Source organism: Vibrio sp. V39_P1S14PM300 (genome assembly GCF_009904765.1).
Lineage (GTDB): Bacteria > Pseudomonadota > Gammaproteobacteria > Enterobacterales > Vibrionaceae > Vibrio > Vibrio proteolyticus.
In genome coordinates, this window is record NZ_WXWP01000299.1 from 1 (window position 1) to 21,242 (window position 21,242).

The 21,242-nt window shown below is 49.8% G+C and carries 24 protein-coding genes; 8 read left to right on the forward strand and 16 right to left on the reverse strand.

Features of this window, described 5'->3' with window-relative positions; translation table 11 throughout:
- The coding region (locus CAG65_RS15180; protein ID WP_161454184.1) for a GlcG/HbpS family heme-binding protein at positions 1-445 on the reverse strand (445 nt) is incomplete at its 3' end.
- Between the two features lie 169 nt (positions 446-614).
- On the opposite strand from CAG65_RS15180, the gene CAG65_RS15185 reads away from it, so the two are divergent.
- Together CAG65_RS15185 and CAG65_RS15190 are read left to right on the forward strand one after the other, a co-directional pair.
- On the forward strand, positions 615-1,295 hold the full coding sequence (locus CAG65_RS15185; protein WP_161454185.1) for a response regulator: 681 nt from the start codon (positions 615-617) through the stop codon (positions 1,293-1,295).
- Entirely contained in the window at positions 1,273-2,661 is a 1,389-nt protein-coding gene (locus CAG65_RS15190) for a sensor histidine kinase (protein ID WP_161454186.1), read from the forward strand. The genes CAG65_RS15185 and CAG65_RS15190 overlap by 23 nt, the downstream gene beginning before the upstream one ends.
- Before the next feature lie 63 nt (positions 2,662-2,724).
- Here the strand turns inward: CAG65_RS15190 and ampC are convergent, their stop codons facing one another.
- The gene (gene ampC, locus CAG65_RS15195) at positions 2,725-3,882 is read right to left on the reverse strand and encodes a class C beta-lactamase (protein WP_161454187.1); all 1,158 of its coding nucleotides are present in this window, start codon (positions 3,880-3,882) and stop codon (positions 2,725-2,727) included.
- 144 nt (positions 3,883-4,026) lie between these two features.
- Between ampC and CAG65_RS15200 the strand changes: the two genes are divergently transcribed.
- On the forward strand, positions 4,027-4,896 hold the full coding sequence (locus CAG65_RS15200; RefSeq protein ID WP_161454188.1) for a LysR family transcriptional regulator: 870 nt from the start codon (positions 4,027-4,029) through the stop codon (positions 4,894-4,896).
- 13 nt (positions 4,897-4,909) lie between these two features.
- On the opposite strand, the gene CAG65_RS15205 is transcribed toward CAG65_RS15200, so the two are convergent.
- The 9 genes from CAG65_RS15205 to CAG65_RS15245 form a co-directional block, all read right to left on the reverse strand.
- Positions 4,910-5,269 carry a GFA family protein gene (locus CAG65_RS15205; protein ID WP_040902102.1) on the reverse strand — a complete coding sequence of 120 codons (360 nt, stop codon included), beginning with the start codon at positions 5,267-5,269 and terminating at the stop codon, positions 4,910-4,912.
- A 114-nt stretch (positions 5,270-5,383) separates the two neighbouring features.
- Entirely contained in the window at positions 5,384-7,411 is a 2,028-nt protein-coding gene (locus tag CAG65_RS15210; protein ID WP_161454189.1) for an FUSC family protein, read from the reverse strand.
- 17 nt (positions 7,412-7,428) lie between these two features.
- Positions 7,429-8,286, reverse strand: a complete 858-nt coding sequence (locus tag CAG65_RS15215) for an efflux RND transporter periplasmic adaptor subunit (RefSeq protein ID WP_202599414.1) — start codon at positions 8,284-8,286, stop codon at positions 7,429-7,431.
- Positions 8,287-8,296: 10 nt separating this feature from the next.
- Positions 8,297-8,503 carry a DUF1656 domain-containing protein gene (locus CAG65_RS15220; protein ID WP_021703440.1) on the reverse strand — a complete coding sequence of 69 codons (207 nt, stop codon included), beginning with the start codon at positions 8,501-8,503 and terminating at the stop codon, positions 8,297-8,299.
- Positions 8,504-8,714: 211 nt separating this feature from the next.
- On the reverse strand, positions 8,715-9,119 hold the full coding sequence (locus CAG65_RS15225; protein WP_021703441.1) for an SPOR domain-containing protein: 405 nt from the start codon (positions 9,117-9,119) through the stop codon (positions 8,715-8,717).
- Between the two features lie 195 nt (positions 9,120-9,314).
- Positions 9,315-9,557 carry a YdcH family protein gene (locus CAG65_RS15230; RefSeq protein ID WP_021703442.1) on the reverse strand — a complete coding sequence of 81 codons (243 nt, stop codon included), beginning with the start codon at positions 9,555-9,557 and terminating at the stop codon, positions 9,315-9,317.
- 148 nt (positions 9,558-9,705) lie between these two features.
- Positions 9,706-10,521: a helix-turn-helix transcriptional regulator gene (locus tag CAG65_RS15235; RefSeq protein ID WP_021703443.1), complete on the reverse strand. Its 816-nt coding sequence runs from the start codon at positions 10,519-10,521 to the stop codon at positions 9,706-9,708.
- Positions 10,522-10,536: 15 nt separating this feature from the next.
- Positions 10,537-11,130: a LysE family translocator gene (locus tag CAG65_RS15240; RefSeq protein ID WP_161454190.1), complete on the reverse strand. Its 594-nt coding sequence runs from the start codon at positions 11,128-11,130 to the stop codon at positions 10,537-10,539.
- Positions 11,131-11,204: 74 nt separating this feature from the next.
- On the reverse strand, positions 11,205-12,074 hold the full coding sequence (locus tag CAG65_RS15245) for an AraC family transcriptional regulator (RefSeq protein WP_161454191.1): 870 nt from the start codon (positions 12,072-12,074) through the stop codon (positions 11,205-11,207).
- A 112-nt stretch (positions 12,075-12,186) separates the two neighbouring features.
- Between CAG65_RS15245 and CAG65_RS15250 the strand changes: the two genes are divergently transcribed.
- Positions 12,187-13,335, forward strand: a complete 1,149-nt coding sequence (locus tag CAG65_RS15250) for an aminotransferase-like domain-containing protein (protein ID WP_161454192.1) — start codon at positions 12,187-12,189, stop codon at positions 13,333-13,335.
- 92 nt (positions 13,336-13,427) lie between these two features.
- On the opposite strand, the gene CAG65_RS15255 is transcribed toward CAG65_RS15250, so the two are convergent.
- Positions 13,428-14,216, reverse strand: coding sequence for a helix-turn-helix domain-containing protein (locus CAG65_RS15255; RefSeq protein ID WP_202599415.1), 789 nt, complete (start codon positions 14,214-14,216; stop codon positions 13,428-13,430).
- Between the two features lie 105 nt (positions 14,217-14,321).
- Between CAG65_RS15255 and CAG65_RS15260 the strand changes: the two genes are divergently transcribed.
- The gene (locus tag CAG65_RS15260) at positions 14,322-14,492 is read left to right on the forward strand and encodes a hypothetical protein (protein ID WP_161454193.1); all 171 of its coding nucleotides are present in this window, start codon (positions 14,322-14,324) and stop codon (positions 14,490-14,492) included.
- Between the two features lie 52 nt (positions 14,493-14,544).
- Here CAG65_RS15260 and CAG65_RS15265 read toward each other — a convergent pair whose 3' ends face one another.
- Complete coding sequence (locus CAG65_RS15265; RefSeq protein WP_161454194.1) at positions 14,545-15,861, reverse strand: MFS transporter; 1,317 nt, start codon at positions 15,859-15,861, stop codon at positions 14,545-14,547.
- A 137-nt stretch (positions 15,862-15,998) separates the two neighbouring features.
- Between CAG65_RS15265 and CAG65_RS15270 the strand changes: the two genes are divergently transcribed.
- Positions 15,999-16,700 (forward strand): lipoate--protein ligase family protein, encoded by a 702-nt coding sequence (locus tag CAG65_RS15270; protein ID WP_161454195.1) that lies wholly within the window; start codon positions 15,999-16,001, stop codon positions 16,698-16,700.
- Positions 16,701-16,706: 6 nt separating this feature from the next.
- Here the strand turns inward: CAG65_RS15270 and CAG65_RS15275 are convergent, their stop codons facing one another.
- The gene (locus CAG65_RS15275; RefSeq protein WP_161454196.1) at positions 16,707-17,180 is read right to left on the reverse strand and encodes a GAF domain-containing protein; all 474 of its coding nucleotides are present in this window, start codon (positions 17,178-17,180) and stop codon (positions 16,707-16,709) included.
- Positions 17,181-17,294: 114 nt separating this feature from the next.
- On the reverse strand, positions 17,295-18,173 hold the full coding sequence (locus CAG65_RS15280; RefSeq protein ID WP_161454197.1) for a LysR family transcriptional regulator: 879 nt from the start codon (positions 18,171-18,173) through the stop codon (positions 17,295-17,297).
- A 103-nt stretch (positions 18,174-18,276) separates the two neighbouring features.
- Here CAG65_RS15280 and CAG65_RS15285 point away from each other — a divergent pair, with 103 nt between their 5' ends.
- Positions 18,277-18,888, forward strand: coding sequence for a LysE family transporter (locus CAG65_RS15285; protein ID WP_161454198.1), 612 nt, complete (start codon positions 18,277-18,279; stop codon positions 18,886-18,888).
- Here the strand turns inward: CAG65_RS15285 and CAG65_RS15290 are convergent, their stop codons facing one another.
- Complete coding sequence (locus tag CAG65_RS15290; protein ID WP_161454199.1) at positions 18,889-20,091, reverse strand: YbfB/YjiJ family MFS transporter; 1,203 nt, start codon at positions 20,089-20,091, stop codon at positions 18,889-18,891.
- Positions 20,092-20,339: 248 nt separating this feature from the next.
- On the opposite strand from CAG65_RS15290, the gene CAG65_RS15295 reads away from it, so the two are divergent.
- Positions 20,340-21,203, forward strand: coding sequence for an AraC family transcriptional regulator (locus CAG65_RS15295; protein WP_161454200.1), 864 nt, complete (start codon positions 20,340-20,342; stop codon positions 21,201-21,203).
- Positions 21,204-21,242 lie beyond the last annotated feature (39 nt).

Consider the following 21,242-nt stretch of genomic DNA (forward strand, 5'->3'; position numbering starts at 1 on the left):
GAGCACCGCCTACACCAATAGCACCAATGAACGTCTCATTGAGTTGCAACGGAACGCCCCCTGCCAGAAACAGCAGATTGTCATCCATATTTTGCAGTGGTTGCATAATTGGCTTTTCAGCAACCAGCTTCATCAGATTACCTGACGGTTGTTTCATACTGGCAACGGTAAACGCCTTCTTACGCGAGCTATCCAGCGTGTGTATACCGGCACCATCAGAACGAAGCTGCGCCAATACCTGACCCGACACATCGACTACCGTGGCAGAAACTTTGTACCCTTTCGCTTCACACTGGTTGACCGCATCCTGAGCCAGCAAGAATGCACTCTTAGATGAAATTTGTGTGACGGACACGGTATGAGATTGGTTGGCAGCCAACGCGTTGCCGGACAAAGCCAGAAAACTCATAGAAGCCGTCAGTAACGTTAATTTGATGTTTTTCATGTTTACTCCTGTCATAGGTTGTCTTATTCAGCAGTAACATGCTAACGAATCGTCTATTACCGCAGACTTTCCCCAACATTACGAAGATGTAATGTTGGTTATATTCAAACCCGGTTGTTGGTAAAGTGTGAAGTGAGTTGAGTTGGTGGCAGAGAATGACGGGAAAACCATGAAAATATTATTAATTGAAGATGATGCACACATCGCACACTTTCTAACCAATGGTTTTCTACAGGAAGGCTGCGCCATCACACACGCCAACAACGGCGTCGATGGCCTGTATCAGGCCGTGAGTGAATCCTTCGATGTCATTGTGTTGGATATTATGCTGCCACAAAAAGATGGTTTTGAAGTCCTGGCCCAACTTCGCGGAGAAGGCCACACCACACCGGTGATCATTCTCAGCGCCAAGCATTCCGTAGAAGAGCGTGTTAAAGGTCTGCAATCCGGTGCGGATGATTATCTGGTCAAGCCATTCGCCTTTCCTGAGCTCATGGCACGCTGCCAGTCACTGACACGCCGAGGCAAACAGCAACAAACCAATCCGCATGAACTGAGCTATGACGAACTATCTCTTGATTTGCTCAGACACTCGCTCAAACGTAACGACATCCCGGTACACCTTAATCAGCGTGAATTCATGCTGATTAAGCTACTGATGGAACATCCGGAAACAGTCATCACCAAAACGGCTATTCTGGAATACGTTTGGGGCCACCAGTTTGACCCACAAACCAATGTGGTCGATGTACTGGTGTGTCGTCTGAGAGGGAAAGTGGACAAAGGTTTTGAGCACCCGATGATTTATACACTGCGGGGAGTCGGCTATGTCCTCAAATCACAACATTGAGCAAGCGCTGATTAAAGCGCGGCGCACTCTACTGCTGCGATTTATGTCGTTGTTATTGCTCTGTTTGCTATTGGTTGAACTGATCGTCGGTACCTTGTTTTTTTTTGACTTGTACCGTACGGAGAGAAAAATTCTCAGCTCCATGGCGACCGAGTATCAACGTATTCTCACCTACGATTCCGCCGAGCGTCTGGTGCATGTTTTAACCGCGAACCCACACCGCCTGATTGAAAACAACATTGCCGCCTTCGCTGTACCGACAGGAGACCTGAGTGTGCCCCGATTTATTGCTGGTGATGGAAATATACCAAGACGTATTGATCTGGCGACCGACACCACAGACAACCAATCCTGGTTCAACGCCTTCGTATTCAGCCCGTTCATGTCATTGAAAATAACCGGTGAAACCCAAGATTTTTGGCTGATTCTGGATAACAAAGCGCGCTACACCATCGCCTACAAACAGTGGTTGATGACCTTCTACGCAATGCTTGTCCTAATTGGCATCACCACCCTGTTCACCCGACGCATCATCCATCGCGCGATGTCACCACTAGTGACGTTGGGCGATATGTTACACAAATTACGTCACGGCAATCTGGACATCGCCGACCCACCACGTGCTGACCTGCAAGGCCTGAGTGTAATCAGCGCCAGCGTTCATGATGCGATTACGCAACTTCATCATGTCACGACGACCCTGAACACCACGGTGGACGCCATTGCTCACGATATCCGCACGCCACTATCAAGGATCACACTTTGCGCCCAATCGGCGTTAACGGATGAGAACAATGCAGACAAAACCCAACATGCCCTGGCTGACTGCGCCGAATACGCCATGCAAGCGAGTAACATGCTGACTGCATTGATGAAACTGAATGACGAACTCACTGGGAAGCAGCAAGCACAATACGAGGCCACCGACCTCCATCAGGTCATGCATACTGTAGCCAGCTGGTATGAAGATGTGGCTGACGAAAAGCAGATCGAATTGCGCGTTACCGCCGACGAAGCACTGGTAGTACAGTCTGATCCGGACAAACTGACTCAAGTGCTGGTGAACCTGGTTGATAATGCCATCAAGTACACACAATCTGGCGGTCAGGTTACGCTCAGCGCCCAACGAACCGACGATAACCAGATAAAGATTCAGGTCACGGACACCGGAATCGGTATCGCCCCCCAATATCAAGATCTGATCTTTGAGCGTCTGTATCGTGTGGATGCAAGCCGCAGTAATGTTGAGGGTTATGGCCTCGGACTTTCTCTCGCCAGAGCGATGACCGAGAATTTAGGTGGTCAGTTGAAGTTGGCGTCGCAGATTAATCAGGGTTCCGTGTTCACCATCCTATTGGCTCAATAAACAAACACTCATGCTCGCCAACCGCGGACATGAGTGTTCAAACGTTATCGACCCTGGTTGCGCTTACTGCTCTAATCCTGCCTGCAGAATATGGAATGCCGCTTTCACTCGTTCCTGATTTGGGTAGTTTTTATTGGCAAGAATCACGATACCCGCTTCTTGGCTTGGAATGTAGACCACGTAGGCACCAAATCCACCGGTCGAGCCTGTTTTGTTGACCCATACCTCGTTCGTCGGTGGTGTCGGCGGCATGTTGATCTGAATTGGTTGAGGCTTAATGACCACATCCGTCGAGTTTCCTTCCAAAAGGGCATTGAGTTGGCTGGGGTACGGGTACATCTCCCACGCTAAACCTTGCGTAAAAGTACGGGACTGATAGAAGCCGATCCGGTTATTGACCAGTGCCTGCTGCATATCAGGTGCGACCACGGCCAACCCCAGGTTGGCTTTGATGTACTGTACCATGTCCGAACTGGTAGACTTGACCCCATACGCCTCTGCATCCAGTACACCCGGATTCACTCTCACGGCTTCGCCGTTCGCGTTATAACCAAATGCATACTCTTTCATTTTACTATCCGGCACATTGATGTAGGTATTGGACATACTCAGTGCTGGAAACACATTTTTTTCCATAACGGACGCGTAGTCCTCTTTCAGGCTTAACGCGGCGATATAGCCAAACAGACCGATACTGGGGTTCGAATAGAGCCTTTTAGTGTTGCTTGGGTACACTTCGCCCCAATTCCGATAGTACTGAACCATATCCCGATTGTTTTTCACCGCATCTGGAAACTGCAACGGTAACCCGCCTGCGAGGTACGTTCCTAACTCTTGCAAGGTTCGCGCACCGATAGTGCTGCCTTTCAGTTCTGGCATGTGTTGCTCCGCCGTATCCGTTAACGACAGTTGCCCCTTCACCTGCGCGTAGCTCGCCAGCGTGGCTGCGAATGTTTTGCTGACCGAACCCAACTCAAAAATCGTCGCTTCAGACACAGGCTGGTTTTGCGCTTTGTCAGCCACACCGTAATTGTAAAAATACGCCTTCCCCTCAATGACAACACCAAACGCCATACCCGGAATATGATAGTTCTGCATCAATGCTTGAGCCTGTTTGTCGACCTCGCTTTTTAGTTTTTCTCCCACGCCAGCCGCGTTAACGGCAGGCGCAAACAACATAGCCAGAGCTATTGCATTGATGGTTAGTTTTCTCACACACATTGAAGTGAACCTCTCCATTTATAACTATTACTTATTGATTTTTAATATATATCACTCTAGAAACACACCAATCGTAAGGATAGACGTATCAGAGAACAATGTGTTAAAACTAAACTCAGCCATAAGTTTAACTAAGATCTAATCATGAACATCACACATCTACCGTTGAATGCCCTGAGGGCATTTCTTATCTCTGCTAAGCATTTGAACTTCACCAAAGCCGCTATCGAGCTCTGTGTCACGCAGGCGGCGATCAGTCAGCAGGTTAAGATGTTGGAACAGCAACTGGGGGGAGCGCTGTTTTATCGTCTTCCGCGGGGATTAGCGCTGACCGATGAAGGAATGATGTTATTGCCGGTGGTTAAAAATGCGTTTGACAGTATGACCGATACGCTAGAAATGCTTGAACAAGGAATTCACCGAGAAGTGGTCAGTGTTGGTGCGGTGGGCACCTTCGCTCTGAACTGGTTGCTCCCAAGAATCAAAGACTTCAATGAACGTTTTCCCTATATCGATGTCAGAATCTCGACCAACAACAACGTGGCGGATCCCGTGTCCGAAGGGCTGGACTTCTTTATTCGTTATGGCAAAGGCAGATGGCATGCGACCGAAGCAGGGCATTTGTTTCCTGCCCCTTTAACTGTGCTTTGCAACAAAACGATCGGCCATCACTTAGAGAAACCGCAGGACATTCTGGGCTACACCTTGCTGCGTTCATACAATCCTGAGGAGTGGGCGTTGTGGTTTCAACAAGCCCATATACCGCTACCTAAGTCCAGATTCAACAGCATCACCTTTGATTCATCCGTTTCGATGATTGAAGCCGCAATTCAGGGATTCGGGATTGCATTAGCGCCTCCCGTTATGTTTGAAAAAACACTCATGGAAGAGAAGCTCATCCAACCCTTCGATATCTTTCTCGACAACGGCTCCTACTGGCTAACAAAACTCCAAAGTCAAACTGAGACCAAAGCGCAAACCCTATTCAAGCAGTGGCTCCTGGAGTATCGCTGATAGTGAACGGGTATTAATCCTGAAACGTCCAGCTGTCAGCGCCATCAAAATAGCGGACATCGATGTTCGCCACCTCTCCGGGGTCAAACATCCGATAGTTCACCGCCAGACGATCACTATCCCACGCTTCCGTTGCGGTGTAGTGCGTCACACAACCGCACTGATTACAATGTTTAAAGCTAATGCATTTGTCGCCATGTTCGTAACTGCCCAGACCAAACTGCCCGATATCCACCTGGACCTCATTACAAGTCAGGTACCCCCACAATGCGCCATAGCGGTGGCAGATCGAGCAGTTGCAACTGGTTGTGGTCTCGGTTAAACGTGGAATGGTCAACGTGACGTTGCCGCAATGGCATTTCCCTGTATACATAGTCATCCTGGTTATTGGTTATTGGTTATTGGTTATTGGTTATTGGTTATTGGTTATTGGTTTAGAATACTGTCGCAGCCCCCTCTTGTGGAACAGAAATAAGGGAGCACTGAGTTAATGATCAGCCAACTCTTGTGGCGTCATATTCGCGGTTGATAATGGCAATAACGCACATCGCAAACGCCAGACCATGCTGGCCAACATTCGATATTCCGAGCTGTGATGTGTGACCAGCCCGTCTATCATTGCCTTTAATCGTGCCACCAGCTCGTCGATTTGTTTGCGATCATAAGCGTCGCGAATAATCACCTTACTCACCTCCGCCATGACCTGGCGTTTGGCTTCCTGAAGTACAGGATCGCGAGAATGCCAACGCCGTAAACACCACAAAACATGATCAACATTGATCATCACAACGCCCCAGCGTAAAACCCACTTCCTGACGGTCATGTCCTTACGTTGCAACGCGAGGTTGACGTGCTGGTAAATAAACGCCGCAAAATGCTCTTCATTCATTCGTGGTCTTGCCCTCAACTGACCACTAAACTGACGACGAATAATGTCAATGATAGAAGCTCCCCACTCTTTGTCTTTGTGAGGCTGGATGAGCGCAAATGACAGCAGCGCCAGACACGGACCAAGAGACATCGCCAATACCGAATTCAGGTAAGACTGAACATCGTAGACTGGCGGATCGGTAATCATCAGCAATGAACCTAACATCACGATAAGAAACAGAATAAAAGCCTTGTTCTTTGGCTCGGCCAACCCTTCGAGCAGTTTCATCGTCACCAGTAAAGGAAACAGCAGCATTAGAAACACACTCAAGTCATAGACGTGCACTAATACGAGAAACTTGAAGAAAAAGCAGAACACCGCCAGCACCAGAATGGCCTTAATCGCTGGCGCAATCACCAAATGTGGGTACGGGCGGGTACAGAACATAATGCACATCATGGCTGCCAGCGACATGAATGAGCTGCCTTTGTCCCATTGTGTGCCGATAACAAACGCGCAAGATACGACAATCACAGCAAACGTGCGCAGCGCGTTATAACCCGCCTGTTTGTGCTCAATAATGTCTTCAACTCGGGTGCCTTTGGGAGGCTCAGCGCGAAGCTTTGAGGCTTGCGGTGCATTAAGGTGCTTTAGCCAACGCAGATAACTGAACTGCAATTGCTGAAAATGTTGCAAGCGTTCCCAGATCGTATAGTAACGATGATCGTTGCGTGCGTCGGGATACATTTTCGCCAATACGCGCGCCACCTGGTAACGACACGGTTCAGGCTGTTTGAGTAAATCCAGATACTCCCGGACATGGCTTCTGAGGCTCTCTGGTTTCTCTTCCCAATCAATAAAAAAGCGCCGCATTGCCGTCAACTGCGAGTGCATCCGAAACAATAAATGCATCAGATAATTCAGTACTGCTTTATTACGCCGGGACTCCAGATTTCCCCACAGCGCCTGAACCCGAAGCAGATTGACCGACATGATTCTGCCGACAAACCCCAACAAGACGGAGACCGCTTTGTCGCTTTCCTTTTCACGCCACATCTCGATGGCGTGATCCAGCAGTTGCGAACGCATTGCACTTAAAGCCTGGTGCAATTTGAGTTTGTCGTTCGATGAATCTGGCATAATCGCCAGCATCAACGCAGAGCAGACAATGCCTACGATCACTTCGCTGATCCGCCAATTGGTGGTGTAATACAAAGATTCCAGCCCGACACTGTTGATCGAGCTGAACAGCACTAACGAGCTGGTGTACCCCATGATAGCGATGCCGTAGGCGTTGTCCCGAACCTGAATCGAAGACACGTAAGACACCAGCGCCAGCCAGGACGCAGCACAGAATACCAAAAGCCAGGGTTCATTCATGGTCCAGCCCGCGATGATCATCGCCATCACTCCACCAACGACCGTAGCGACGATCCGCGCGAGTGAACGCGTCAATAAGCTACCTGTTGTGGACTGACGCAGCACCGCCACCGTGGCCATCGACCAGTAAGGCTGTTGCAACTGAAAGTAAAATGCGACCGCCAATGCCAGACACATTCCGATTGCAATCCTCAGACTACTGCGCCACAAATCCGGACTGGCAGCCCCCCAAGGCGTATCTCGCCAGGGCAGCTTTTGAAACACGGTAGCTAACGCCTTATTCATTGAGGAGTGACAACCACAGTGCAACTGGTGCCGACAACCAACAGGGCGTGTGCAGGTAACGTATTCAGTTTAATGCGAACCGGTACGCGCTGCGCCAGCCGAATCCAGGGAACATTGGTCTTAACGGACGGAATGAGTGAACTGGCGCTGTCGACACTCTGATCAGCAATCGCCCGGCCGATACTTTCCACCACACCAGTCAGGGTTTCATCGTTGCTGTATAACGTGATTTTGGCTCTATCGTTTACCTGAATGTGGCTAAGCTTGGTCTCTTCAAAATAACCGGTGACATAAAATGATTCACTGTCGACCAGCGCCACCAGTGACTCTCCCACTTGGGTGTAGTGGCCCTGACGCACTTTAAGGTTGGTCACGTAGCCATCGGTTGGAGCCACAACCTGACTTCTTTCCAGTGACCAAGTGGCATGGTCTACTGCACTTTGCGCTTCTGCAACAGCGGCTTTTGCCGCCAGCGCGTCATTGATCGCATCATCAATACTCTCAGCCGGTATGGTGCCCGATGGCATGTTTCTGCGCCGCTTGGCAATGTGTTCCGCTTTGATTTGTTCCGCTGTCGCACGTTGCAACGAGGCTTTCGCCTGTTCCAAAGCAATCTGATAAGGCTGGGGCTCGATAACAAACAAGATATCTCCCCGCTTTACCAGCTGATTATCTTTTACCCGGACTTCCGTAACTTTGCCGGCGATGTCAGAAGAGATACTGACGATGTCGGCATTGATCTTCCCATCCCTCGTCCAAGGCGCCGCCATGTAGTAATGCCAAATCCACTGTGCCATGAAAATCGCGATGAGCGTTAAAACTATGGTTAAGCCGTAACGTTTAATGAATTGCAATTGGATTCCCTCACAACATCAAAATTTTCAGACTCGCAGCCAGGCTGATGATAAAAAGTGACAAGTCAGCCAGTGACGGATGCCAGATATGGCCAGAGTGCAGAACAGGTCGGAGTATTTGATGTAACACGGCCCAAATCAACAGGCCAAGCAACACAACTCGCAGGAAAGGTGGAAGGTAAATAGAATCGGCTAAAATGACTTCGTTAAACCCCATTCATACCTCCTCAAAAGAATTATCATACGCCAAAGTTTGCAAGCTGCACTCAATATTTTGTCTTTAATTACTATAGCTTACTGAGCATGATAAGAGGCGATGCACCACATTCATCGCCCAAATAACAACCAAGCCCTCAATTGAGGGCTTGGTATGACATTCAGGTGAATGCTGCATCCACCTAACCAGCAAACATCGATTAAGCGGATGATCAACGCATCCGGACGACGTTCGTCTGTTGCTTACGTTTCATTTCAGCAAAACTGATCACAAAGGGCTGCGACTGCTTCACTTTGCCCGGTAGCGATGAAAGCGCGTTGTATGCTTCTTGCTTGGTTGCGAAATCGCCTACCGTAACGGTATACCAGCGTGTACCCCGGCTCGCTTTCCAGTTTACCCATACCGGATGTTTTGGGTCGATATAGCGGATGTAATCTTTGACATCCTTTTCTTGTCTCAGCGCCAGGACCTGCATGGTGTAATGGTTGGGATTAAGGTAGCCATACGCATCTTCAGACGACATCACACCGACACACTCCCGGTTGTCCGCCACTGAATGAGGACTGACACACCCTGCCAGCATGAACGCTGCCGCTAAAGCTAAGATCTTACGCACTGTATACTCCTGTGTTATTGCATCTCTAGGAGTACACAGGCGACCAGTGGTCGGAGTTCAATAAATCTCTCAGGCGAGGTTGATGAAATCTTACCCGTTCAGCCAGCAGAATAACCAACACCCGCCGATGGATAACTGTCAGAAAGTCAAAAGCCGCCTAGACAGGCGGCCAATGAGAGATACTACCCTGCGTCACTATTTGCCGTTGACCAGATGACGATGAAGCGTATCTTTTAACTCTGCGCGCTCCATTTTAAGCTGGTTCATGGCCCTGTCGTCGATAGGAGCCCCTCTTAGTTCAAGAACCCGTATCTCTTTATCCAGAGCATCATAGTGTTTGGCATTTTGAGCAAAGCTTTCGTCAAGTTTACAAAGCTCAGTGATGGTATCCAGATGTTCTGGAAATTCGTGAGTCAGTGAGTGATTTTCGCCTAACATATCTACCTCTTTTAACCGTTCAGATAAATGGAAGGGATGGTTATCTCATCAATCAATGTAGCACTTGATCACGGAATATGATGCCAACTCAGGCATGAAAGCAGGACAAAAAATCGTCAATTTTAGACATTGAGACGTCAGCGTCAGGTTAAACGAAATGAGACTGATAGTATTTCGGTGTGACCGCCACTTTACGTTTAAACTGGCGTTGAAAGTGCGCTTGATCAGAGAACCCCAGAGACAGCGCCACGCCCGCGATGTCTTGACCTCGTTTCAGTAACACCTTAGAGCGTTTGATTTTCTCATCCATCAGATAGGCATGCGGTGACAAACCAAAATGGTGTTGAAACGCCCTCAACAGTTGGTAACGGCTCATGTTGGCCTCCTCAGCGAGTTCACTAAGTTGATGCGCAGAATCGAGTTCATCCAGCAATTTATCACGCACTCTTTGTATGCCCGGTACATCTAACGGAACCTGTGTCCGAGATACATCTTTGAGCTGGAAGCTGCGCGCAATAAACCGGAACAACTGGCTCTCTGCGGTCAACCGATCACTCTCTGAATGTAAGGCTGAAAACAAGTTGAGAAAGTCTTGTTTGAGGTACGGATTACGCTCCAGATCGTAGCGAAATGGCTGGTAGTCAAATGATACATCATCCAACACCTCCTGTTGGCACTCTCCCATTTTGCGAGTATCGACAAACAACATCCGGTAAGACCAAAGCCCTTGATGCGGATTGCACGCATGTACATCCGCAGGGTTAATCGTGACAATGTCACCTTTTCCGATGGTATGCCGCCTGCCGCGATTGAGATACAGGGCCTCGCCCTGATCGATGATTCCGAAAGAAAACTCATCGTGTGAATGAGCCTCGTAACACGCCGAACTGTTGTCAGCGACCCGCAACTCAACCCAAGGCAACTGCGTACTTAGCTTGAAATGGGCACTCCGGTCCTTTTTCATGAATCATCCTTGTGTTTACAGCCAAATCAGACCAATTGAACAGCCGAGCAATACAGCCATTCCTCTGTTAAAAGTACGTTGTTGAAACGGATTTTCAAGATATCCGGACAACATTCTTCCAATTACGGCCCAAATACCGACGCCGAACAGACACACCACTAACGACACTAATGTGAAATGGATGAGCCACACATCCTGCTGCGTCTGCCCAAGCACATACAAACTCACACCCGAGGCAGCATACAACCAGGCTTTGGGATTAAGAAATTGAGTCATAGACCCTGTCCAGAAGCCGGAGACAGTGGCGCCCGCTTCGCCAACCGCTGTCACTGGCGCAGTATAAATTTTGTATGCCAGATAGAATAAAAAGACACTACCGACACACTGCAACCCAAACTCCAGTCTCGGTAGGCGGCTCAATACGCTTTGCAGCACACTGCCTGAACAATACACCACCAGGGCGTAAGCGATGGAGGCGCCCGCTACGTGCATTAACGCCGCTGATAGCCCGCGGCTGACTGCCGTGCTGGTTGCCAAGATATTGACCGGCCCCGGCGTCACCGCCCCTACGAATGCAAACACCACCATTGCAATCCAAACATTGTCCATGATTACGCTCCTCACTTTTTGACAAGCGTAATCCTCCCTGCCCAATGGGTATTGAACGATATTGCAGGCGGCGATCAGAAAAAGCTGATTGGCAAGTAAAAATCGAGTTCGAACTGTTCGTTGTCGTTCAGGAAGTGATTCTGATGATAGTGGACATACGCAGGCGTCGCACCGAGCTTGAACCCAGAGCCAGGTAACCAGGTTTCCAGCACCATGCTGATTTGTGGCAGCAACTCCCCATAAACGCCACGCAAGCAGAACACGGCATGCAAACCGCCCGGAATGGTCATCTGGTTGACGATTCCACGAAGTTTGATGGGTTTATCAATCTCAATACACGCGACATAACGGCATTGGTTTAGTTCTATCCACGCGGGATTGGAATGGTGCAAACCAAACTGCGTTGCGAAATCTCGCTGCTCGGCGTTAGCCCAGGCTTTTAAAATCAGCCAGCTGTTCCTAATAGACCTATTGTAACCCTGATGGCGAACATACGCCGTCATGCGCTCAGGTGTTTCAATGATTTTCGGCGATGGTAAGGGTTTTCCGTACACACGATGATAGCCAGCAGCCACTTCAGGATCTTTCAGATACGGTTTGTCCGACACCTGAAGATCATGCTGGCGCCATTGGCCAGGCGCCATCTCAAAAGTGGCCTTGAAGGCCCTGCTGAACGAAGACAAAGAGTTAAAACCGCACTTGTTGGCGATCTCTAATACCGACGACCGCGGATCAAACATCAGTTGATTCGCGGCATATTCCATGCGCGTTCTTCGCACATACTGATGAATCGATTCGCCAACCACTTGTTTAAAAATACGGTGAAAGTGCTGTTCAGAATACGCCGCGACATCGGCCAGTTCTTTTGCAGAGAGCGCACCACTGATGTCGCGGTGAATATGGTAAAGCACGTCATTGATTCGGGATATGTGTTGCTGACTCATCGACTAAATAGCATAAATAGACATGTTGAAGAGCATAAATGGACAAACAAACCAACGCAACGACTTGTACTATCGAACTATCATAAAATTCGAATAAATACAGGAACACAACATGGAAATTACTCACTCTCTGCAACAGATTCAATCGTCGTACATCAGAGAAATTCTGGCCGCAGCCAGTGATAAGAACGTTATTTCTCTGGCCGGCGGCTTGCCAGATGAGAAGACATTTCCTATCGAGTTAATGAAGCCGACGCTTGAAAACATGGCCAATATGGCGCACGTTTTCCAATATGGCGCGACCGCAGGTTATGGGCCGCTACTCGAGCACCTAAAAGTACGTTTTGCACTGCCGGAAAGCCACGATGTCATGGCATGTACCGGCTCTCAACAAGGGCTGGATCTGATTGCACGTGCTTACATCAACCCCGGTGATGTGGTTGTCATGGAAGCACCGAGCTACCTTGGTGCGATGCAGGTTTTTGGTCTGGTTCAGGCTGATATTGCTACCGTATCTCAAACGGCATTCGGCCCAGATGTAACGCAATTAGAGGAAGTGTTTAAGACCCGTCAGCCTAAAATTTTTTACGCTGTACCGGACTTTCACAACCCGACCGGTGTTTGCTGGGCGCTGGACACACGCCAACAAGTCGCCGATTTGTGTGAGCGCTATAACGTCGCCTTTATCGAAGATGCCCCTTATCGTGAACTCCGTTTCCGGGGTGACGCGTTACCTCTGGTCTCGGATTTCTGCCCTCAGCACTCTATCGTATTGCGCTCTTTTTCTAAAATAGCCTCGCCGGGGCTACGCATCGGTGCGGTTTCCGGTAAAAAAGAGTACCTGGCACCACTGATTAAAGTAAAACAAGGCGCGGATCTGCACTCTAGCGTTCCAATGCAGGCATTGCTGCTCGGCTTGCTGGAGCATGACAACTTCGATCTGCACATGGAAAACATTCGTCAGTTGTACAAGTCACGCTACGAGGTTCTGCATGAAACCCTAAGTGCTCTGTTGCCTGATACCTGTGAACTCAAATCTATCGACGGTGGCATGTTTGTCTGGCTGTCTATTCCCCAATGTGACACTTTTGCACTTGCCAAAACGTTGCTTTCCAACGGAGTCGCGGTGGTACCAAGCCCTGTTTTCTACCCTCAACCAGAAGGTGCACCGGCCGCATTGCGTTTGAACTTCACCAACGCCGAACCCAAAGAGCTGACCGAGGCTGTTCGTCGTCTGGCGGACGTGCTCAACGCTCTGTAAGCAAAGGACAGAGAAACAAAAACACCGGGATATTCCCGGTGCTTTTTCAGATATCAGTAGTGCTGAGAAGAATCGTTTCGCGTCGACGCGAATTACCGCCTGCGGTGAGGTTTCTTCAACTCTGGATGAAAGCGCCCTTTCGCGCCAAGATCGGCTATCGTGTACTCATCCGTTCCCGGAGTGTTGACATCGCGCGACTGCGATAACTGTAACGCGTCCATCATCATGGCCTCCAACCCGAGGTTGTATTGCTGAAACTCCTCTTCAGTCAGCCTGAGTTTAGAGGTAATAAAATAGGCTGATTTGTTGTCCTGCTTAATACATTGCACGCGCTCTTTCAGCCCTTCCAGCACCTGATTCTTAAAATAACTCGGAAAACGATGCGACTCTGAAAATGCAATGTGCCTCGGCACAGCCACACGAAATCGTAGCCCACTGATGAGGTTAATCAATCCCAGCTTTTCAAGGTCGCGCAGATACAAATACATCGACGCTTCATCCAAATCGTACTTTTTCATCAACCAATCGGCATCGGCTCGGTCTGAAATCATATGATCCAATAAGGTATACAGCTCCTGATGCTCATAGAGTGCAGCGTCCTGTTCATCGCTAAAAACCGGCACCGCGGACACCGCCTCTTCCGCTCTGGCCATGATCTGCGATACCGATACCCCAACTAAATCAGCAATATCACACACTCTGGAAATGGACAGCGGCTGCTGTTGATTGAGCAGCCGCTTCACACTGACTTCAGACACACCAAGATGCTCACTGAGCGCTTTATACGAGACGCCTGCGCGTTTCAATTCCAGCTTAAGCTGGCGACAAATCTCACTGTGTAACGGCTCCACCTTGCCCTCTTGTATCTTCAAACTGCCCATAAGGAATCATATATAGATACCTTTTGGTTTTCAATTGCACAAAAAAGGTCATTTAAGGATTCTTAGCTCAACGCAATCATTGAATCACGCATACACGAGGTCACTATGTATCACTTAGACCGCTCCTCAGATTACATACCAGAGCTGCATAAGAAAACATTCCAGGAAGATCCCCAACCAGTACCGGTAAAATCGGTCAGTCAACGCTCTCCGAGGCGTCTGCCGTTATTTGTCATGTGTCTTGTCGCGCTGGTGTTGGGCTGGCTGATACTCTAGACCAACCCCGCGTAACTTGTGCGTATCAGCGGCATCGTCGTGTCATGGCGAATCAGTGACTCACTTCGGGCAGTTGCTTCGCCATGACCACACCGAGCAGAGTGACGACTGAAAATACCAGCACGAGCGATGACAAGCTGATCACATGCGACAGCGCACCAATCGAACTCATCAACATTAGCATCAAACCAATCACCGTGTTGCTGACTGCGACATAGCTGGTACGTCGGTCGCCTTCAGCAATATCAACCAGATACGTTTTGCGCCCGACACGCACACCGTCGTGCGCAATGCAGACACAAAAATACAATACTGGCAGCAAGTAAACCGGGGCAGACGAGCCATTCAGCCATTGCTCACACACAAACAGCACAACACCGATCAATGCGCTCATGGTCGCGCCCATGATCATCACACTTCGGCTGGAACGATCGGACAGGCGTCCCCAAAACGGTCCGGACACAAAAGAGGCCAATCCACTGGCAAACATAAACAGCGCCAATACCCACAGTTGATTGCCAAATGATTGCTGTGCCAGCACCACATAGTATGGGGCACTGAGCGCCGAGCACAGGAACAGCGTACGCGTAATGACAAAACGACGAAAAGTTGGATCGGTTTTCAGCAACGCCAGTTGTTTAAACGCTTCGAGCATACCGCTTTTTCCACCGTCAATTTCACCGGCATATTCATTGATCCTTGCATACACCAACGCGGCCAGTAGCCAAACGCCTCCAGCCGCAGCGAGACTAACCCCATAAAAGCGTTCGCTTGGTTCCACTTGCCACCACCAGGACAGCCCGAGCAAGCTGGCCAATATCAGGGTCACCAAACCAGCTGAACTGGATGACCAGCCGTTCACCTGACCGCGTTGGGATTTGGGAATGGTTTTACCGAGAATGTCTTTGGAGGCCACCGAGTTAAGACCACGTGACAGGCTAAATACGACCAATGCAGCGATCACAGCGTAACCAGCGGCCACGCCCGTCATGGTCAGAGCAATAAATCCAATCGCAAAAATGGAGAGCGCCTGTAAGATGCTGCCTGCCACCCACACCCATTTGCGCACTGGTATACGGCGAATATAGTGAGCGATACTCAGTTGCGGGATCAGCGATCCCGATTCACGAATCGGCACCAGCCAACCGATCAGATACACAGGCGCCCCGATGCTTTGCAGAATCCAGGGTAAGGTAACTTTCGGATTGATCAACGCATCACCCACTTTGGTCAGAAACTGGGCCACAATCATCTTAATAAAGTTGCCCGGCACTTCACGACACGCTGAATCTGGAATGGCTTTACAGGCTCGGGCATCCTCATCGTTAATGATTTTTTCGTAGATACTGTCCAGTGTTTGTTGATTCATGATCTTCTCCGGCAAATCGAATCTGGCCTTGTGGTGACGTCATTAAGTTAACAGCTTGTGTATAGAGATCAAATGGTTGCGAATCTCTGGCTTTCAGGTCAACATGGTGTTGTCTCTCCCCGCTTTAGGAGCTTGATTTGGCCACTCAGAACAAACTCATACGTTATCTCAGCATTGAAGCTGAAGACGCATTTCGCAAAGAAAGTGAACTGCTCAGCCAGGTACAATCCGGCGCGCTTTCTCAGGTTCTACTGCTTTGGCAAGCCAAAAGCCCAACGGTGGTGCTTCCTGCCGGAAAAAAATGGCCAAGAACCGCAGAATTAGACAGCGCAATCGCCCGCCTTGGCTGGAAGTTGGTCGAACGAAAAACCGGAGGGGCGCCGGTACCACAGCTTCCGGGCATTATTAATCTGTCCCACATCTACCACTGGCCGGACAATCAGCTTTATGACATAAAAGCCGCGTATCTCCATTTGTGTGACGTTCTGAAGCGATTTTTTACTCAATTCGGAGTGCGTACCGACATTCATGCCACTCCGGGATCCTACTGCGACGGTGACTACAACCTGAATATCGCCGGGCAAAAAGTGGTCGGCACGGCACAGCGGGTGCTGCTAAAGAAAGGCGGAGGACAAGTGGTCTTGGCGCAGGCCTGTATTCTGTTGCAGGCAAACCTGGCGCAAATCGTTGAGCCGATACGGGTATGCAATCGACTCAGTGGCCAAACCGCTGACATTCTTGCGGATGTCCACACGCCGCTGTTCGACCACCTCTCAGACCATCCGAGTGTGGACAGCCTTTATCAAGGCATCACTGATGCCTTTCTCAGCCAGCGTTAGATGACCTCACCGAGCAGATTCCTGATTGAGTAGCGCTTCGATCTCCGCTCTCAGCGCATCAATTTGTTCAACGACGCTCGGACGACCCTGATGAAAATCGACGGGCGAGCGGTTAAGTGCACACACGGTACCAACCGCTTGACCCTGACAATGAATCGGCACACCGTAATAAGTACCTAAATCGAATTTCACCAGATCTTCATTACCCTGCCACTCAGCGTCGGTTCGGGCATCTCCAACCAATAACGGCTGATTCGTATCGATGACACGTTCACAATACAGCTCATGGCAACCGGCTTGATTGCTTTTCGGGCCCGCATCTCCCGGGCTGTAGATCTCTTGAGTATTGGCGGCAAATACCACCATTTCATTGGGCATCGACTGCATCACCAACAGCGAGTGAAGCCCAGAGTCGGTGGCGATTTGATTCAGTTTTTGAGTGATAGCGGCGTGATGAGCAGCAATTGCATTCAGTTCCATTGAGGTCTCCTGGTTGTCAAAATCAAGCACTAAGGTGTGATGAATGGGTCACAGTCTAGAGCGCTTCGTTGGATATAACCGTTCTACTGCTCAATTTCTTTCATCCGTATGTGTTTATTGTATTGATGCCTGTTCAGGCACGCAGGCCGATATGCGCTTCGTAAGCCATTGTTCGAAGGCCGTAACCAAGGGCGAACTTTCCTCAGGTAAGCCCAACAACACATAATCGTGTCCGGAAGGCACAAAACCGAACGGTGCTACCAAACGGCCACTTTGCAAATCGTCCATGACCAGTGGATACGGGCCAATCGCTGCGCCGAGCCCATCGGCTGCCGCCTGCAAACAAAAATAAAAATGCGCGTACGTTTGATTGTGCTGATGACTTAATGGAGCATGATTCGCCATCGCCTGCCACTCTTGCCAAGCCTCCGGCCGGGTCTGACTGTGCAACATTTTAAGCGACGCAGATTCAGTACAAATCTGTTGCCAATACTCAGGGCTCATGACCGGCCCTACCCATTCTTCCACCAAAGTGGTTTTGGTGTAGTTTTCGGTCAGGGGAAAATCATCACGCCGGATCGCCAGAGACAAACCACTGCGACCGAGTAACACCGGGCCACCTGCTGTCGATAAACGAACATCGGCTCCCGACTGGGCATGAAACTCCCCCAATCGAGGCATCAGCCAACGCATGGTCAGTGTCGGCTCGCACGACACTTCCAGCGCTTGTGTTTGCAGCCGGGAAAGGTGTTCCACTCCTTGTTGCAAAGAACCAAACGCTTTATCGGTGTAATCACTCAGCGCCTTGCCCTGTGCAGTCAGTACCACATTGCGCCCCTGCTTGGTAAACAGAGGTTGTTTGAGATAGCTCTCCAACGTTTTTATCTGCTTGCTGACCGCGCCATGCGTCAGGTTGAGTTTCTCGGCCGCCTCACTGAACGTTTCAGATTGCGCCGCAACATGAAAAACATAAAACGCTTTCAGATGCCTCATATGTGAGTTTTCCTCACCTATCAATCGAATTCTTTTCGATTATAGACTCGCATTCGACGGCATACAATCATCGAGAAAATTTCATTCTTATAAAGGACAATCTGTGGAAGTTATCAGCTTAGCCATATTAGGCATACTCATTGTAATCAGCCCAGGGGCAGACTTCGTTTTGGTATTAAAAAATAGCCTCAATGCGGGCCGAAAGGCGGGGCTACTTACCGCGGCTGGTATCAGCCTAGCGATCACTATCCACATTTCGTATTCCTGGCTGGGAATCAGTTACCTGGTCTCACAGAATCAATGGTTGTTTATGGGGATAAAATACGCAGGGGCTGCGTATCTGATTTATCTTGGGATCAAAGGAATACTCAGCGCGTCAGCCGATGCAGCCCTCTCCTATTCCGCGGAACAGCCACTTGCAGCGCACCGGTATCTGCTGCTGGGCTTCCTATGCAATGCGCTGAATCCGAAAACAATGCTGTTTTTCCTCAGTATCTTCAGCCAGGTGATCTCGGCTGACGGCAGCACCGACATGGAAGCCCTGCTTTATGGCGTGTATATGATTGCGCTCCATGGCATCTGGTTTTCGCTGGTGGCCACATTGATTACCGCGCCTTTGTTGCAGAAACGTCTGCTGGGCATGAAGAAACGGCTTAACCAGGCCTGCGGCGCAGGATTGATGCTGTTTGGTGCAGCGTTAGCGGTTAAAGTGTAATCACCGGGAAACTTGTTGCGCGGTCCTTGCGGACCGCGTTTCTACAACATTACTGACGACCACCAGCAGCAAGGCGGTGCCCATCAACATAGCGGCTACTGGGAACAGTGGAGCATAAACGCCTTGCCAGTCAAAAAAAGCCGACATGGCACTGCCAGACAACGCCTGAATCAAAGCAAACATTGCCGTCGCCAAACCCCACATTTTTTTGTGGTGCAATACACCCACCAGCTCAGCCAGCCGCCCTGAAGTCAACGAGACGACACCAGGAATCATCGCCCCGACTAAAAACGAGGAGACCGCCAGCCCGGCTGGTGTGAGGATAAACACAGGTATCGCGACAGCCGATGTTTTGATGATAAAGGCACATACAATCGCACCTCGCCAGCCAACCATTCGCACCAGAAGATTGGCGATCAGCGGCCCGGACATGGTGCCAAAACCAAACATGCTCCAGTACCACAGCGCTTGTTTTGTCCCTTGATTCAATTCCACCGCGATATAATCGACCCAAAAGATGGTGTGAGGAATGAAACCCGCCGCATCGAATCCGTACGCCAGAATCACCAACCAAGCAGCAAGGCCAGGCTGAAACATATCTTCGTTTTGCGTATGTCGTGATGCCTCAGACCTTGTTGGCGCGTATAAACGGCTTAATCCAACACCACACAATAAGGTGGAAAGCAGCGCCATCAGCCCCAACATCAACCAAGTTTGGGTTAAACCAACAGAGAGTAAAAACGGCATCACCACGGCGGAGATTACCACCCCAAGACCGATGCCCATAAAAATCATCGTGCCAATCGTATTGCGGTGGCGTTCAGGCGTATTGAGAAGCGCGAAGGAAGGGCCGACCACAATCAGCATGCCACCACCAATTCCGGAGAGGCAACGCCATAATGCAAACCACCAAAAGGAAAATGGCGTAAAACACACCAGATACGCCAACCCCACAGCCAGTGCAGACACCAACAAAACCCGAGCAGAACCAAAACGCTCCGAGACTTTGTGCGCCAGCAAGGCACCGATCAGATACCCCAGTAAGTTCGACGCGCCAAGGTAACCAGCCTCCACCGACGTAAACCAGTTTCCCTGAGCCAGAGCCGGAATTAATGGCGTGAACGCAAAACGGGAAAGTCCTATCCCCATCAGGGTTGCATTAACGCCAATAAGTAACGCGGCAGTGGTTTTGCTGATCGCCATCCTGGCTCCTTTTGTTTACCGCTTCGACGGCGGGTTGTAGCACGAGTTATTCAACTACTTTGTCAGAAGCGGAACCAAAAAGCGAGCCATGAAATCACGCGGTATAGTGCTATACAAGTCCCTGACTCGCCGAGGTTTATACGCCGTAAATTTCTGATAAGGTGGCGTAACTGCGCAATTTCAATCAGGCAACGCGCAAACTCTCTGATTATGATAACGCCAACTTCTGAACATTAGACGGGACAACGATGAGTGTAATTCGCACCCGAGAACAACGTGTGCAACGTGTATGTGATTATATTGAGCGACATCTGGATGATGATCTTTCACTGGATATGCTCAGTGACATCGCTGCCTGCTCAAAGTACCACTTTCATCGCGTGTTTAAGGCGTCGATTGGTATCAGTACCATACAATATCTTCTGTTGGCCCGATTACGAAGAGCGTCATTTCGCTTGGCCTTCGAGCCGCAGAAAACGGTCACAGATATTGCACTTGAAGCTCGATTTGACAGCCCGGAAGCCTTTTCGCGGGCATTCAGTCGCACGCTTGGCCAAACACCGTCTCAGTTCAGAAGTCAGCCGGACTGGCCAGCCTGGCACAGCCGACTGGAAATTCATCCGATAAAAACAGGAGACATGAACTTGGACGTCAGAATCATTGACTTTCCGCGCACTCAGATTGCGTTTATCACGCATCAAGGTGATCATCAGCGCGTGCTGGAGACCGCTTCTAAACTGATTGAGTGGCGCAAACAAACCGGTTTATCGCCGGTGAAAACCAGCCAAACGTTTGGCATTCCGTACAGCGATCCCAACGATACGCCCAAGGAGGCATTTCGTTTTGATATTGCAGGCAGTGTACTGCAAGATGTGCCCGAGAATGAATTTGGTGTAGAAAATGGCGTGATTCCTCCGGGACGTTGCGCGGTGATCCAACATAAAGGGAGCCACGACGGGATCAGCGATACGGTGTATCACCTGTATCGAAAATGGTTGCCGGACAGCGGCGAAGAGCTGAGAGATTTTCCATGCTTTTTCCACTATCTGAATTTAATCCATGAAGTGGACGAGTGTGATCTGATCACCGACATCTATCTGCCGATCAGATAAGGCTGTCCGCCCTATAACGTAAATCACGGTCTGGTGACT

Coding starts and splice junctions, on each gene's coding strand:
- CAG65_RS15260 (WP_161454193.1), top strand. CDS start 14,322: ATGTATCACTTAGACCGCTCCTCAGATTACATACCAGAGCTGCATAAG.
- CAG65_RS15295 (WP_161454200.1), top strand. CDS start 20,340: ATGAGTGTAATTCGCACCCGAGAACAACGTGTGCAACGTGTATGTGAT.
- ampC (WP_161454187.1), bottom strand. CDS start 3,882: ATGTGTGTGAGAAAACTAACCATCAATGCAATAGCTCTGGCTATGTTG.
- CAG65_RS15205 (WP_040902102.1), bottom strand. CDS start 5,269: ATGTATACAGGGAAATGCCATTGCGGCAACGTCACGTTGACCATTCCA.
- CAG65_RS15265 (WP_161454194.1), bottom strand. CDS start 15,861: ATGAATCAACAAACACTGGACAGTATCTACGAAAAAATCATTAACGAT.
- CAG65_RS15185 (WP_161454185.1), top strand. CDS start 615: ATGAAAATATTATTAATTGAAGATGATGCACACATCGCACACTTTCTA.
- CAG65_RS15235 (WP_021703443.1), bottom strand. CDS start 10,521: ATGAAAAAGGACCGGAGTGCCCATTTCAAGCTAAGTACGCAGTTGCCT.
- CAG65_RS15230 (WP_021703442.1), bottom strand. CDS start 9,557: ATGTTAGGCGAAAATCACTCACTGACTCACGAATTTCCAGAACATCTG.
- CAG65_RS15220 (WP_021703440.1), bottom strand. CDS start 8,503: ATGGGGTTTAACGAAGTCATTTTAGCCGATTCTATTTACCTTCCACCT.
- CAG65_RS15250 (WP_161454192.1), top strand. CDS start 12,187: ATGGAAATTACTCACTCTCTGCAACAGATTCAATCGTCGTACATCAGA.
- CAG65_RS15290 (WP_161454199.1), bottom strand. CDS start 20,091: ATGGCGATCAGCAAAACCACTGCCGCGTTACTTATTGGCGTTAATGCA.
- CAG65_RS15245 (WP_161454191.1), bottom strand. CDS start 12,074: ATGAGTCAGCAACACATATCCCGAATCAATGACGTGCTTTACCATATT.
- CAG65_RS15240 (WP_161454190.1), bottom strand. CDS start 11,130: ATGGACAATGTTTGGATTGCAATGGTGGTGTTTGCATTCGTAGGGGCG.
- CAG65_RS15280 (WP_161454197.1), bottom strand. CDS start 18,173: ATGAGGCATCTGAAAGCGTTTTATGTTTTTCATGTTGCGGCGCAATCT.
- CAG65_RS15190 (WP_161454186.1), top strand. CDS start 1,273: ATGTCCTCAAATCACAACATTGAGCAAGCGCTGATTAAAGCGCGGCGC.
- CAG65_RS15200 (WP_161454188.1), top strand. CDS start 4,027: ATGAACATCACACATCTACCGTTGAATGCCCTGAGGGCATTTCTTATC.
- CAG65_RS15275 (WP_161454196.1), bottom strand. CDS start 17,180: ATGGAACTGAATGCAATTGCTGCTCATCACGCCGCTATCACTCAAAAA.
- CAG65_RS15255 (WP_202599415.1), bottom strand. CDS start 14,216: ATGGGCAGTTTGAAGATACAAGAGGGCAAGGTGGAGCCGTTACACAGT.